The organism is Streptomyces sp. NPDC035033 (genome assembly GCF_040636735.1).
GTDB lineage: Bacteria > Actinomycetota > Actinomycetes > Streptomycetales > Streptomycetaceae > Streptomyces.
This window is the reverse complement of record NZ_JBEZUZ010000039.1, coordinates 1-12,651: the sequence shown is the minus strand read 5'-3', so window position 1 is coordinate 12,651 and position 12,651 is coordinate 1. Positions and strand designations below refer to the sequence as shown.

17 protein-coding genes and 1 pseudogene are annotated in these 12,651 nt (G+C 75.7%); 12 read left to right on the top strand and 6 right to left on the bottom strand.

Features of this window, described 5'->3' with window-relative positions; genetic code table 11:
- Positions 1–17: 17 nt before the first annotated feature.
- From AB0E83_RS17870 to AB0E83_RS17850, 5 genes are all read right to left on the bottom strand, one after another.
- Positions 18–683 (bottom strand): response regulator transcription factor, encoded by a 666-nt coding sequence (locus AB0E83_RS17870; RefSeq protein ID WP_362111985.1) that lies wholly within the window; start codon positions 681–683, stop codon positions 18–20.
- Between the two features lie 99 nt (positions 684–782).
- Positions 783–1,292 carry a hypothetical protein gene (locus AB0E83_RS17865; protein WP_362111982.1) on the bottom strand — a complete coding sequence of 170 codons (510 nt, stop codon included), beginning with the start codon at positions 1,290–1,292 and terminating at the stop codon, positions 783–785.
- A gap of 50 nt (positions 1,293–1,342) precedes the next feature.
- The gene (locus AB0E83_RS17860) at positions 1,343–2,449 is read right to left on the bottom strand and encodes a MerR family transcriptional regulator (protein ID WP_362111979.1); all 1,107 of its coding nucleotides are present in this window, start codon (positions 2,447–2,449) and stop codon (positions 1,343–1,345) included.
- A gap of 78 nt (positions 2,450–2,527) precedes the next feature.
- Complete coding sequence (locus AB0E83_RS17855) at positions 2,528–3,748, bottom strand: MFS transporter (protein WP_362111976.1); 1,221 nt, start codon at positions 3,746–3,748, stop codon at positions 2,528–2,530.
- A gap of 104 nt (positions 3,749–3,852) precedes the next feature.
- Positions 3,853–4,305 carry a carboxymuconolactone decarboxylase family protein gene (locus tag AB0E83_RS17850; protein WP_362111973.1) on the bottom strand — a complete coding sequence of 151 codons (453 nt, stop codon included), beginning with the start codon at positions 4,303–4,305 and terminating at the stop codon, positions 3,853–3,855.
- Positions 4,306–4,510: 205 nt separating this feature from the next.
- On the opposite strand from AB0E83_RS17850, the gene AB0E83_RS17845 reads away from it, so the two are divergent.
- The 3 genes and pseudogenes from AB0E83_RS17845 to AB0E83_RS17835 form a co-directional block, all read left to right on the top strand.
- The gene (locus tag AB0E83_RS17845; protein WP_362112123.1) at positions 4,511–5,863 is read left to right on the top strand and encodes a PLP-dependent aminotransferase family protein; all 1,353 of its coding nucleotides are present in this window, start codon (positions 4,511–4,513) and stop codon (positions 5,861–5,863) included.
- A 393-nt stretch (positions 5,864–6,256) separates the two neighbouring features.
- On the top strand, positions 6,257–7,000 hold the full coding sequence (locus AB0E83_RS17840; protein ID WP_362111970.1) for a phosphodiesterase: 744 nt from the start codon (positions 6,257–6,259) through the stop codon (positions 6,998–7,000).
- 95 nt (positions 7,001–7,095) lie between these two features.
- Positions 7,096–7,221, top strand: a pseudogene (locus AB0E83_RS17835) (DeoR family transcriptional regulator); the annotation flags it as partial.
- A 100-nt stretch (positions 7,222–7,321) separates the two neighbouring features.
- On the opposite strand, the gene AB0E83_RS17830 reads toward AB0E83_RS17835, so the two are convergent.
- Positions 7,322–7,678 carry a hypothetical protein gene (locus AB0E83_RS17830; protein WP_362112131.1) on the bottom strand — a complete coding sequence of 119 codons (357 nt, stop codon included), beginning with the start codon at positions 7,676–7,678 and terminating at the stop codon, positions 7,322–7,324.
- A gap of 307 nt (positions 7,679–7,985) precedes the next feature.
- On the opposite strand from AB0E83_RS17830, the gene AB0E83_RS17825 reads away from it, so the two are divergent.
- The 9 genes from AB0E83_RS17825 to AB0E83_RS17785 all read left to right on the top strand — a co-directional run bounded on the left by AB0E83_RS17825 (position 7,986) and on the right by AB0E83_RS17785 (position 12,428).
- Positions 7,986–8,282: a gas vesicle protein gene (locus AB0E83_RS17825; protein WP_362111967.1), complete on the top strand. Its 297-nt coding sequence runs from the start codon at positions 7,986–7,988 to the stop codon at positions 8,280–8,282.
- A 75-nt stretch (positions 8,283–8,357) separates the two neighbouring features.
- On the top strand, positions 8,358–8,795 hold the full coding sequence (locus AB0E83_RS17820) for a gas vesicle structural protein GvpA (protein WP_362111964.1): 438 nt from the start codon (positions 8,358–8,360) through the stop codon (positions 8,793–8,795).
- 2 nt (positions 8,796–8,797) lie between these two features.
- Positions 8,798–9,511, top strand: coding sequence for a GvpL/GvpF family gas vesicle protein (locus AB0E83_RS17815; RefSeq protein WP_362111962.1), 714 nt, complete (start codon positions 8,798–8,800; stop codon positions 9,509–9,511).
- 49 nt (positions 9,512–9,560) lie between these two features.
- Entirely contained in the window at positions 9,561–9,815 is a 255-nt protein-coding gene (locus AB0E83_RS17810) for a gas vesicle protein GvpG (RefSeq protein WP_362111959.1), read from the top strand.
- A 111-nt stretch (positions 9,816–9,926) separates the two neighbouring features.
- Positions 9,927–10,334: a gas vesicle protein gene (locus AB0E83_RS17805; protein WP_362111956.1), complete on the top strand. Its 408-nt coding sequence runs from the start codon at positions 9,927–9,929 to the stop codon at positions 10,332–10,334.
- Positions 10,331–11,293, top strand: a complete 963-nt coding sequence (locus tag AB0E83_RS17800) for a GvpL/GvpF family gas vesicle protein (protein WP_362111953.1) — start codon at positions 10,331–10,333, stop codon at positions 11,291–11,293. Before AB0E83_RS17805 ends, AB0E83_RS17800 begins: the two co-directional genes overlap by 4 nt.
- Before the next feature lie 83 nt (positions 11,294–11,376).
- The gene (locus AB0E83_RS17795; RefSeq protein ID WP_362112120.1) at positions 11,377–11,598 is read left to right on the top strand and encodes a gas vesicle protein; all 222 of its coding nucleotides are present in this window, start codon (positions 11,377–11,379) and stop codon (positions 11,596–11,598) included.
- The gene (locus AB0E83_RS17790) at positions 11,595–11,918 is read left to right on the top strand and encodes a gas vesicle protein K (protein ID WP_362111950.1); all 324 of its coding nucleotides are present in this window, start codon (positions 11,595–11,597) and stop codon (positions 11,916–11,918) included. The genes AB0E83_RS17795 and AB0E83_RS17790 overlap by 4 nt, the downstream gene beginning before the upstream one ends.
- 66 nt (positions 11,919–11,984) lie before the next feature.
- The gene (locus tag AB0E83_RS17785; protein WP_362111947.1) at positions 11,985–12,428 is read left to right on the top strand and encodes a hypothetical protein; all 444 of its coding nucleotides are present in this window, start codon (positions 11,985–11,987) and stop codon (positions 12,426–12,428) included.
- The last annotated feature ends 223 nt before the right edge of the window (positions 12,429–12,651 follow it).

Genomic DNA, 12,651 nt, shown 5'->3' with positions numbered 1-12,651 from the left:
GGGGCCGTGAGCGGGGCTCAGCCGGAGCTCTCCGCCAGGTACGCCAGGACGGCCTTCACGCGCCGGTTGTCGGTGTCCGTCGCGTGCAGGCCGAACTTCAGGAAGACGGCGGCGACATGCTTCTCCACCGCCCGCTCCGACACCACCAGCGACGCGGCGATGGAGCGGTTCGAACGGCCCTGGGCCATCAGCTCCAGCACCTCGCGCTCGCGCGCCGTCAGCGTGTCCACCCGCCCGCGCCGCCCGCCCCGCATCAGCCCGGTGACCACCTCCGGGTCGAGCGCCGTGCCCCCGTCGGCGACCCTGTGCAGCGCCTCCACGAACTCGTCGGTGCGGGCGACCTGTTCCTTCAGCAGGTACCCGACGCCCGCCGCCCCGTCCGCCAGCAGCCGGGAGGCCCAGACGGTCTCGATGTGCTGGGAGAAGACCAGGATGCCGACGCCGGGCGTCCGCGCCCGGATCTCGACGGCGGCGCGGATGCCCTCGTCGGTGTGGGTGGGCGGCATCCGGATGTCCACCACGGCCACGTCGGGCCGGTGCGCGTCGACCGCGGCGACCAGCTCGGGCGCGGTCCCGGCGGTGGCCACCACCCGGCACCCGCGGGCGCCGAGCAGTTCGACCATGCCGTCCCGCAGGACGACGGAGTCCTCGGCCAGTACCACGCGCAGCTGTCTGTCGATCACGACGCCCATTATCGGGCCTGCTCGAAGGCGCCGACGGGAGCGCGACCGGCCGGCGGCCCGTCCCGCCGCCCGGCGGGGGGGGGGGCACGCGCCCGCGCGTCACACGGCGGAGCCGGGGGCCGAGGCCCGCGGCGCGCGGTCCCGCCGGGCGACGGCCTCGGCGACCCCCCGGACGGCGGCGCGGAGAAGGTCGCCGTAGGGGCCCTGGGGGAGCCGGGGGACCTGCGCCTCGGCCGCGTCGATGTGCTCGGCGGCGGCCTCGAAGGAGCCGAGCCGCCGGTAGTCGTCGGCGAGGTTGAGGTGCAGGGACGGGTAGAAACCGGCGACGTCGAGACCGGCGTGGTGCTCCTGGACGCGTTCCTCGGTCACGGCGTCGGCGGCGTCCAGGGCCCGGATGTTCCAGGCCAGGGACCGGGCGGGGTCGTCGTAGAGGTCGGCCAGGTAGTGGGCCAGGGAGCAGCGGTGCAGCGGGTCCCCGGTGACGCCGATCGTGGACCACAGGTCCAGGAGGCTCCGGCGGGCGGAAGCGGCGTCACCGCCCTGGCCTTCGGCGACGGCCCGGCCGATGGCCGCCATGATCGGGTCGGAGACGGCGGGTGCGGTGCTCATGGGGTTCTTCCTCGGTGTCTGTCGTCCCGTGCGGGATGTCCGGCTTGTTCTCAGGCGGGGTGTGCGGCGCTGACGGGCATGACCAGGGTGGTGAGGTCGCCGCGGTCGGCGGAGCGGACGGTGACGGGCTCGTCGTGCCCCCGCAGGTCGAGCATGACGTCGGCGCCGATCGCGGTGCTCACGGCGGGGTAGAGCGTGGTCAGCTCGAACCAGATGCGGAGGGGACGGCCCGTCGCGACGGCCGGGAGGGAACCGGCGGGGCGCTCGCCGTCCGCCGGCACGGCGGCCGCGGCGTCCCCGGGGCCCGTGGCGTCCAAGACGTGCACGGCACGGCCGGTGACGTGCAGCCCGACGCGCTCACCGGGGTGCTCCTCCAGGGCTCGCAGGAGCGCGTCCTTCGCGACCGTCACCCGGGTGGTGGCCTCGCCCAGCGACGCGAGCAGCAGCCGGTGGTCGGGGAACTCCCCGGGCAGCGACCGGCAGTGGTGGTCCTCCCGGCCGGCCACGCGGAGCCGGATCCCGTGCGGCGCCGCCTCCACCCGCACCAGCGGGCCGCGGCGGATCCCGGCGACCGCGGACCGCAGCTCGGCGCCGTCGATCGTGCCGGCCCACGTCCGCCCCGGCGGTTCGGCCGGTACCAGGGTCCGGGTGGAGAGCCGGTAGCGGTCGGTGGCGGTCAGGGTGATCGCCTCGTGGTCCACCTCGACGCGCAGTCCGGCGAGGACCGGCGGCCCGGCCTCCTGCGCGGTCGCGGTCAGGACCTGCTCGACCGCGTCCGCGAGCACGGGCCCCTTCAGCACCGCGATCAAAAGCCCCGGCACGTCGCCCAGGGCGGACTTGATGACGGCGGCCGTCCGCCGTGCCGCCGCCGCGTCGTCGGCGATCCTCGCGACGTGCTCGTCGACCAGTCGGGCCGCCGTGTCGGCCCCGGCGTCGAGTACGGCCGCCACGCCGGCGAGGGGCATGGCGATCTCGCGGAGCCGGCGGAGCAGGACCGCCCGGTCCACCTGGTCGGGGCCGTAGAAGCGGTAGCCGGAGACCGGGGCGACCTCGGCGGGGGGCAGCAGCCCGGAATCGGCGTAGAACCGCAGCGCGCTGGAGGTCAGGCCGCTGCGCCGGGCGAACACCCCGATCGGCATCAGATCATCGTTGGGCACCGCCTCATCATCGACCTTCGACCGACTCGAAGGTCAACACCGGCGGACCGCCCGTCGCCGGTCCGGGCCGCCGGCGGGTCAGGTGTTCCGGGCCGGGGCGGGGCGCCCGCCACGGCCCGCGCCGAGCACCAGCACGGTGAGGAGGGTGAGGCCGCCGCCGATCCAGAGCACGCTGGTGGTGGCGACGTGGTCGACGGCCAGGCCGCCGAGGAGGGCGCCGAGCGCGATGGAGAGGTTGAACACCGACACGTACAGGGAGGACGCGGCCTCGGTCCTGTCGGGGGCGGCGACGAGGATCCACGTCTGGAAGGTGACCGGAACGGCTCCGTAGCCCAGGCCCCACAGGACGAGGACGGCCCCGGCGGCGACGGGACCGGCGTCGGCCACCGCGAGCAGCGTCATCGCCCCGGTGAGGACGACGGCGATGCCGAGCACGGTGGGCCGCAACCACGTGGCGATCAGCGCGCCGGCGAGGAAGTTGCCGCAGATCCCGGCGACTCCGAAGGCCAGCAGCAGGGCGCTGATCACGCGGTGGTCGACGCCGTCGCCCAGCAGGACGGGGCGGACGAAGGTGTAGGCGGTGAAGTGCCCGGTGATGACCAGGAAGGTCATGGCGATGCCCACCCGCACCGCGGCGTTCGAGCGGAACACCCCGGGCAGGTCGGCGAAGCCGATGGTCCGCTCGGGGGCGACCTTCGGCATCAGGAGGACCATGCAGGCCAGCGAGAGCAGGCCGAGGACGCCGACGGCCGCGAAGGCGGTGCGCCAGCCGCTGAAGTCGCCGATCAGGGTGCCGGCGGGCACGCCCAGGACGGAGGCGGTCTCCACCCCGCCGAAGATCACGGCGGTGGCGCGGCCGACGTGCCGTTCGGGAACCAGGCGCAGGGCGATGCCGCCCGCCAGCGCCCAGAACCCGCCCACGCTGACGCCGATGAGGAAGCGGGCCACGAGGACGACGGCGAAACCGGTCGCGAAGGCGGACGCCAGGTTCGCGGCGCCGACGATGCCGATGAGGACGGCCAGGACCAGACGCCGGTCGACCTTCCCGGTGACCACGGTGACCAGCGGCGCCGACACGGCGGCGACCAGGCCGGGGACGGTCACCATCAGTCCCGCGGTGCCTTCGGACACGTCCAGGGCCGAGCCGATCGGGGTGAGGAGGCCGACCGGCAGCAGCTCGGAGGTCATCAGGGCGAAGATGCCCAGCGTCACGGCGAGGACGGCGAGCCACCCCTTGAGGACGGAGCGGCCGGGGTCCGCGGGCGGGGGCGCGGGGGGCGACGGGTCGATCGCGGTCACGGCAGGAACCTTTCCATCGCGTACGTGTTCGAGCGGGGGTGGGGAACGGCGGCGGCCGCGCAGGGGCGGCCGCCGCCGACGGGGTGATCGGACCGGGCGGTCCGCTACTCGGTGCCGGGGGTCTTGCGCGTGGTGACGTTCATCCGGTTCCACGCGTTGACGGTGAAGATCAGCGCGATGAGCTGGGCCAGCCCCTTCTCCCCGAAGTGCTTCTCGGCCTCCGCGTAGACCGCGTCGCCCACCCCCGCGGGCAGCAGCGTGACGGCCTCGGTCAGCGCCAGCGCCGCCCGCTCCTCGGCGGTGTAGAGGCTGGACTCCTCCCAGGCGCCGAGCTGGTAGATCCGCTCCTCGCTCTCACCGGCCCTGCGGGCGTCACCGGTGTGGTAGTCGATGCAGTAGGCGCACCTGTTGATCTGGGAGGCCCGGATCTGGACGAGCTCGACGAGGACCGGGTCGAGGCCGTCGCGGGCGGCCGCGTCGAGGGCCAGGACGGCCTTGAAGACCTTCGGGGCGACCTGGGAGAAGTTCATGCGCTCGGGAACCTGAAAAGTTGTCATGCCTCGACCGTAGGGGCCGAAAAGGCCCGCGCTATGGTGCATTCCCATGAGTGATTCTTGGGTCAATTCCCCGGAGGAACCGACGGCGGACGCCGCCGGGGCGGACGGTGCCACGGAGGCCGGCGCCGTGGAGGCCGGCGCCGTGGAAGGCGGCGCCGATCTGCACCTCGTGCTGCGGGGCCCCGGCGGTGTCCGCGCCCAGCTCATGCGCGCCCTGCGCGATGCCATCGGGTCGGGCCGCCTGGCCCCCGGCACCCGGCTGCCCCCGTACCGGACGCTCGCCGCCGACCTCGGCATCGCCCGCAACACCGCCGGCAACGCGTACGCGGAACTCGTCGAGGAAGGGTGGCTGACCGCCCGGCAGGGGTCGGGAACGCGCGTCGCGGCGCGCCCCGAACCACTCGACACGGGGCGGGCGCGCGCCCCGGTCCGGCGGACGTGGCGGCGGCCGGCCCACGACCTGATGCCCAGTTCCCCCGACGCCTCCGCGTTCCCCCGCACCGCCTGGACGGCCTCCGTCCGCCGTGCCCTGGCCGCCGCACCCCACGACGCCTTCGGCGTCGGAGACCCGCGAGGCCGGATCGAACTGCGGACGGCCCTCGCCGAGTACCTGGCGCGGGCCCGGGGCGTGCGCACCACGCCCGAACGGATCGTCGTCTGCTCCGGCTTCGCCCACGGCCTGCGGCTGCTGTGCTCCCTGCTGCGCGGCACGATCGCCGTGGAGGCGTACGGGCTCGACTTCCACCGGGAGATCATCGCCGGGGCGGGGCTGCGCACCCACCCGCTGACCGTCGACGAGCGGGGCGCGCGGATCGACGAACTGCCGGCCACGCGGGCGGCGGCCGTCCTCCTCACCCCGGCCCACCAGTTCCCCACCGGAGGACCGCTCCACCACCGGCGGCGCGCGGCCGTCGTCAACTGGGCCGGATCGACCGGCGGACTGGTCATCGAGGACGACTACGACGGCGAGTTCCGGTACGACCGCGAGCCGGTCGGCGCCGTCCAGGGCCTCGATCCGGAGCGCGTCGTCCACCTCGGTTCCGTCAGCAAGAGCCTGTCCCCGGCCGTACGGCTGGGATGGATGGTCCTGCCCGGCCGGCTCGTCGACGACGTGCTCGCCGCGAAGGGGCCGCGCGAGATGTGGTCGGGGGTCGTCGAACAGCTCACGCTCGCCGACTTCATCGCCCGCGGCTCCTACGACCGCCACCTGCGCCGGATGCGCCGGATCTACCGGCACCGCCGGGACCGGCTGGCCGCCACCCTCGCCCGGCGGGCCCCGCACATCCGGGTGAGCGGGGTGGCGGCGGGACTGCACGCCGTCCTCGAACTCCCGCCCGGCACCGAAGAGGCCGCCCTGCGCGCCGCCCGTCGCCAAGGACTCGCCCTCGACGGCCTGGCGGCCTACCGCCATCCGGACAGCACCATGCCCGCCCTCGACGGCCTGGTCATCGGCTACGGCACCCCGCCCGAACACGCCTTCGCGAACGCCCTCGACGCCCTGTGCCTGGCCCTGCCCGACGCTCCCGCGCCCACCCCGGACCCCGGCCCCCGCCCATGAGCCGCGCCGGCCCCGGGCCCCGTCGGTCCGCCCCGCCGGCCACTCCCTCCCCGGCCGTCCCCGAACTGCCGGCCGCCCTCTCGCAGGGACGGAGTGACGATCGACCCGGCACCCGGCGACCACCTCGTCGAATGCGTCCGCCGGACCCCCTCCTGCCCCTCCGCCCCTTCCCGCGGCCGGTGCCGTCCGCAGGGAGGGCCGAAGGGCGTCCCCGGGCCGCCGGCCGCGCCCGGCGTCCACGGTTCCGCTCTCTCCCGTCGCGCACGGAGGCGCCTCCCGGACGAGTCGACGACCGGGGACGGGGTAGGCGCGGCGTGCGTACGGAGAACCCGGAACGGCCCCCGGCCGGCCGCGGCGCCCGTGCCCATCCCTCCGACCGGACCGGAGGTCCCCGTGGACCGTCTCGACGCGCTCGTCCACCGCCTCGCGCGGACCGTCGCCCGCCGCCGGGGCTCCCGGCCCGCGCTGCACCCGCGGGGGGTGGCGCTCACGGGGCGCCTCACGGTTCCGGACCCTCCGCGTCCCTGGGGCGTTCCCTGGCTCGACCGCGCGGGCTCCTACCGGGTCACGGCACGCTGGTCCCGCGCCGCGGGACTGCCGCCCCCGATGCCCGACGGACTGGGGCTCGCGCTCCGGGTGGAGGACGCCGAGGGCCCGGGGCGCCCCCTGGAGCTGCTGCTGACCACCAGCGGCCGCCGCGGGCCGGCCCGGCACGTCCCCGTGCCCCGGCTGTCCGCCACCGCCGGCCCGTACAGCACCCTCCTGAGCTATGCCGTCGGTGACCGGCACGGTGTGGTGGCCGCGTTCCCCGCGCCCGGCAGCCCGGGGGTGCCGGCCCGTCCCGCGGCGGTGGCGGAGGCCGTCGCCGACCGGCCCCTGCACTTCGTCCTGGGCTTCGCCGTCGGCCGCCGCTGGCAGCCGATGGCACTGCTCACCCTGCTCGGGGCGGGGCCGGCCGCGAAGGACGAGTCCTTCGACCCGTATCGCGCGCCGCTCACCCGCTTCCGGCCCCCCGAACGCCTGCGCGCCCTCCGGATCGCCGCCTACGCGGGATCGCGGGAGGGCCGCTCCGGCGCGCCCGTCCCCCGGAACCGCCACCGGGGCCCAGGGGACGACGGGAGGCCCACCGCCCCGTGAGTCCCGCGGCCCCGGGGCCCGGCGCGCCCCCGGCCCCGTTCCGGGACCCCGGGCGGCGCGCGGCCGGACCCGGCCGGCGGAGCTCTTCCTCCTCGGGGCGCGTCCTCACGCACGCGGCGGTCACCTGCGGCGCCGCCGCGGTCGAGGCCGCGCAGAACGTCTCCGCCGACCCGTGCCTGCTCGGCGTCACCGGCGTCCACGCCGAAGCCGGACCGACCACGGACACCGACCCCACGTCGCGGTCGCCGGAGCGGGCGGAGCGGCACCGGCCGGCCGGCGGCCGGGCGCGACGGCCGCCGGGAGGAGGAGCCGTCCGGGCTCCTACCCTGCGGCCATGTCCAAGCCGGGCAGCAGCGTCTCGTCCAGCGAGTGGCCGAGCTCGCGCAGACCGCGCGCCACGGCGACCGCCCGCCGGTGCCGCTCCGCCCGCTCCGGCGACCGTTCCGCCCTCTCCGCGGGGCCGGCCTGGGGCGACGGCGGAGGCGGGGTGACCTCCTGGACGGCGTCCCAGGCCGCCCGCGCGACCTCCTCCGCCACCCGGTCGTCGACGCGCCCGGTCTCCCGCCAGCGGTTCGCCTGCTCCTCGTCCGCGGTGCGGGCGAGGTGTTCCTCGACGGCGCGGCGGGCCGCGCGGACGTCGTCGGACTCGGGCCGGTGGTCTTCCGGTTCTGCGGTCATGCCCCGCAGCGTAGGCGCGCCCCGGACCGCCCCGGCCGCGCCACGCGGCCGGGGTCACGCGCACGGCCCCGCCCGGCTGCCGCACCCGCGCCGTACCCGCGCACGGGCCGCCCGCCCGGCCGGCGCTCTCCTCCTCCCGTCGGCGGGGGAGGCCGCCCGCGGGGGGAGAACCCGGCTCTCGGCCGGTGAACTCGGCCTGTTTCGCACCGTTTGCGCATACATGGGGGAACGCCGGGCACGCGGTCCTCAGTCCGGGACCGCGGCTGACCACCCCTCAGCCGGTCCTCCGTCCACGACAGGCAGGGCGATGAGCACGACCGACAGGAACGAAGACGACACGTCCCGCACGATCGATCTGCCCACGGCGATGCGCCGCGCCTCCGCGCAACTGGCGGAACTCCTGCGGTGCGAACCGGGCTCCGTCTCGGCGGTGAGGGCCACGGAGGACGGCTGGACGGCCGACGTGGAGGTCGTCGAGCTGGAGAAGATCCCGGACACGATGAGCGTGATGGCCTCGTACCGCGTCGCCCTCGACACCGAGGGACGGCTGACCGCGTACGAGCGCACCCGTCGCTACTCCCGCGGCCGGACGGACCACCGCTGACGGCGGTCCGGGCACCGCCTCCCGACGGCGACGGATCCCGCATGCGCCCGCGGGCGCGAGAGCAAGGAGTTCAGCGTGACACTCGTCCAACAGAGCAGCACGACGAGCGGCGGCAGCGGCTCGGGAAACCTGTACGACGTCCTGGAACTCGTCCTCGACCGAGGGCTCGTGATCGACGCCTTCGTCCGCGTCTCCCTCGTGGGGATCGAGATCCTCAAGATCGACGTTCGCGTGGTCGTCGCGAGCGTGGACACCTACCTCCGCTTCGCCGAGGCGTGCAACCGGCTCGACCTGGAGTCCGGACGCAAGGCCCCGGCCCAACTCACCGACATCGTGGGCGAGGTCACCGAGAACGGCGCGAAGGGCAAGTCGAAGGGCGCCATCACCGGCGCCGTCGAAGCGTTCACGGACTCCCTCCGGGGCAAGCGGGAGGAGTCCGAGGAGGAACCCAAGAAGCGGCCGGCGCGGAAGACCGCCTCCGGCCGGACGTCGGCCGCCCGAGGAGAGGAGTGAAGGTGCCGACCTACATCTACGCCATCGTCCCCGACGGACACCCGGCACGCCTGGAGGGACAGCGGGGCGTCGGCGAACCCCCGGCCGCGCTGCGGACGGTACGCGCCGGCGGGGTCGCCGCGGTCGTGAGCGACGCCGCCGGGGACCTGCGGGCCAAGCGGCGGGACGTGCTGGCCCACGAGGCGGTGGTCGAGTCCCTCATGGCGGACGGAGCGACGCTCCCGATGCGGTTCGGACTGCTCGGACCGGACGACGCCGAGGTGGCCGAGGTCCTGGAACGGGACGGCGGGGCCTACCGCGCCCGCCTGGCCGAGCTCGGGGGACACGTCGAGTTCCACCTCAGGGCCTCCCGGGACGAACAGGACCTGCTGCGCGAGATCGTGACCGGCTCGGAGGAGATCCGGGAGCTCAACGAACGCACCCGCTCCGGCTCTTCGGGCCGGGAGGACCGGGTCGCGCTCGGGGAACTCGTCGCCCGGGCCGTGGACGAACGCAACAAGGAGCAGGCCGACGAGACCCTGCGGCGGCTGGGACCCGTCGCCGCCCGCGTCTCCCCGTCCGCGCCGGCGGGCGGTGACTTCCTCGCCGCCTCCTTCCTGGTCGCCACGGCCTCCGCGGACGCGTTCGTCGGCGCGGTGCGGAAGGAGGCGGACCGCGAGGGCGACGCCTGCACCTTCACCCTGACCGGCCCCCTTCCGCCCTACAGCTTCGTATGAACACCCGGACGAGCGGCCGGCGCGGCGGCGCGGCGAAGGAGGCGGACGGATGGGACTCCTCAGCGGGCTCCTCACCCTGCCCCTCGCCCCGCTCCGCGGCACGGCATGGGTGGTCGACCAGGTGCTGCTGGCCGCGGAACGGGAGTACTACGACCCCGGACCCGTGAGGGCGCGGCTGGCCGCGCTGGTCGACGACTTCGAGAACGGCCGGCTGGACGCCGAGGAGTTCGACCGGCGCGAGGACGAACTCCTGGACCGCCTCGACGAGATCGAGGCGTACCGCAGGGGCACGGAGAACGGTTGACGCCGGCGCGCGGCGACCGGGCCCGGCGGGACCCGTGGACCGCTCGCCGCGCCCCGGTGGCGGGGGCGCCGGCCGACAGCACGCACACCGCCACGAGAAGAAGGGCGCCACATGTCCGAGACCTTCGCGGGACGCCTGCCGGCCTCACCGCACACCACACCGCCGAGCAGCCGCCAGGGAACGTCCGCGAACCTCGCCGACATCCTGGAACGCGTGCTCGACAAGGGCGTCGTGATCGCCGGGGACATCCAGATCAACCTCCTCGACATCGAGCTGCTGACCATCAAGCTCCGCCTGCTGGTCGCCTCGGTCGACAAGGCCAAGGAGATGGGGATCGACTGGTGGGAACACGACCCCTCGCTCTCCTCCCGGGCCCGCGCGCCCGGCCGCGTCGACGGCGGGACCGCCCGGGAGCGGCACCTGAGCGACGAGAACGAGCTGCTGCGGGCCGAACTGGCCCGCCTCCGGGCCGGCGGACCGGAAGCCGGCACCGGCGGGGCGACGGAGGGAACACAGTGAACGGCACCGAACCGAAGAACCGGAACAGGACGCGAGAACCCGGGCCCTACGGGCCGCCGCCCCCGGGCCCCCCGGCCGCCGGGGCGTCCGAGACCCCGCCGGGGACGGTACGGAGCGGATCCGGACCGCGGCGGGACGGGCCCGCGACCCCGGGCACCCGGGCGTACGTCTACGGCATCGGGCGGGACGACGGACGGCTCGACGCCCTCGCGGGCACCACGGGCGGAGTGGACGGCCACGGTGTCCGGCTCGTCCCGGCCGGGGGCCTCGTCGCCCTGGTGTCGGACGTCCCGGCCCCGTCCTTCGACGAGGAGGCGCTGCGGCGCCGACTGGAGGACCTCGACGGCCTCGAGGAGCTCGCCCGGGCCCATCACACCGTCGTCGACGCCGCCTTCGCGCACGACACGGTCCTTCCCCTGCGCCTGGCCACGGTCTACACGGACGAGGGAAGGGTGACGGACACCCTGCTCGCGCGCCGTGCCGCCTTCACCGAGCTGCTGGCGTGGCTCGGCGGTCACGTCGAACTCGGGGTGAAGGTCTTCGTCGACCCCGCCGCGGCCCCGGACGCCCCTCCCGACGCCGCCCCGGACCCGTCCGGTCCGACCGGGCCGGGCCGGGCGTACCTCCGGCGGCGCAGGCTGCAACGGCGCGGGACCGAGGACCTCCACCGGGCGGCCGAACAGGTCACCGGCCGGGTGGACCGGGCGACCCGGGAACTGGCGAGGGCCGTCGTCGCCCACCGTACGCAGCGGGGCGAACTGTCCGGGGAGCGCGGCGTCAACGTCGCCAACCACGCCTACCTGGTGCCCACCGGCGCCGAGGCGCGCTTCCGCGCGGAGGCGGAGGCCGCGGGAGCCGGGGTGGCGGGCGTCCGGGTGGAGGTCACCGGGCCATGGGCGCCGTACTCCTTCGCGACGCCCGTCTCCGAGGCCGGCGAGGGCGGTGCCGACCCCTCATGAGCAGCCCCGCGCACACCTCGGCGCACGCCCCCTCCCCGCAGGACGGCGCGCACGGCCCGGCCGCCCGGAACACCGGACCGCCCGTGGCCCTGATCGACCTGCTGGACCGCCTGCTGACCGGGGGCGCGGTCCTGACCGGCGACCTCGTCCTCTCCATCGCCGACGTGGACCTCGTCCACATCAACCTGCGCGCGGTCATCCGGTCGATCACCGCCCACGACCCGGCCCCCTGGGCGTCCGTGCCCGGAGCGGACCGGCCCCCGGGAAACGACACACCACCGGCCGGAGGAGGCGGACCTGCGTGAACGAACCGAACCCTGACGGCGCGGCCGACGCCCTGACGCGACGCCTCTCCACCGACCCCGACACCGTGGAACGGGACCTGATCAGACTCGTCCTCACCCTCGTGGAACTGCTGAGGCAGTTGATGGAACGCACCGCGGTCCACCGCGTCGACCAGGGCGACCTCGGCGAGGACGAGGAAGAACGGATCGGCATGACGCTGATGGTCCTCCACGACCGCATGGAAGAACTGTGCGCGCGCCACGGACTGACCATGGACGACCTGAACCTGGACCTCGGCCCGCTGGGCTCCCTGCTGCCCCACGACCCGGGCGGCCGGTGAGCCGCCCGCGCCCCGCGAGGACGACCCTTCCGTTTCACCGACACGCCACCGGCAAGGAGGAACCCCATGACCGCATCGAACGAGAACTCCAGGAATTCCGCGGGCACGACGAACCGCGGCACATCGGCCAAGACGTCCCGGCGCGCCGAGTCGACCGCCAAGCGCACCCGCGCGAAGGCGTCCGCGACGGCACGCGGGACGGAAACGACCGCACGCGACGCCGGAGAGACCGCGGCGTCGGGCGCCGAACAGGCGGGCGAGACGGCGGAGAAGGCGGGGCGCGCGGCGGCGGACGGCCCGCGGACGGCCCGGGAAGCCGTCACGGCGAGCGCGACGAAGGTCGCGACCGCCGCCACCGCGGCGTGGACGGCGGCCATGAACCGGAAGGCGATCGCGGCGGGAGCGGCGGCGGGACTCGTCGGGGTCGCCGGCGCCGCCTTCGCGGCCGGCCGGGCGACCGCCAGGCCGGCCATGGGCCCGCTGACACGGCTCGCCGGCGGACGGCTCTGACCGGGCTCCTCCCGTCCCGGCCGGCGGCGGCCGTGAGGAAGCGCTCCGCCACGTCCCGCCGGACGGCGGGACGGCGCCCGGAGAAGACGGGGGAATGGATCCGCGCCGACGGGGCACACGGGTGCTGAGCGACTGGACACGCTCACGCCGGAGGGCCCGGGTTCCTTCCCCCCGTACCGCGGGCCACCGGCACCCGCGTGCGGCCCGCACCCCGGCGGAGGTG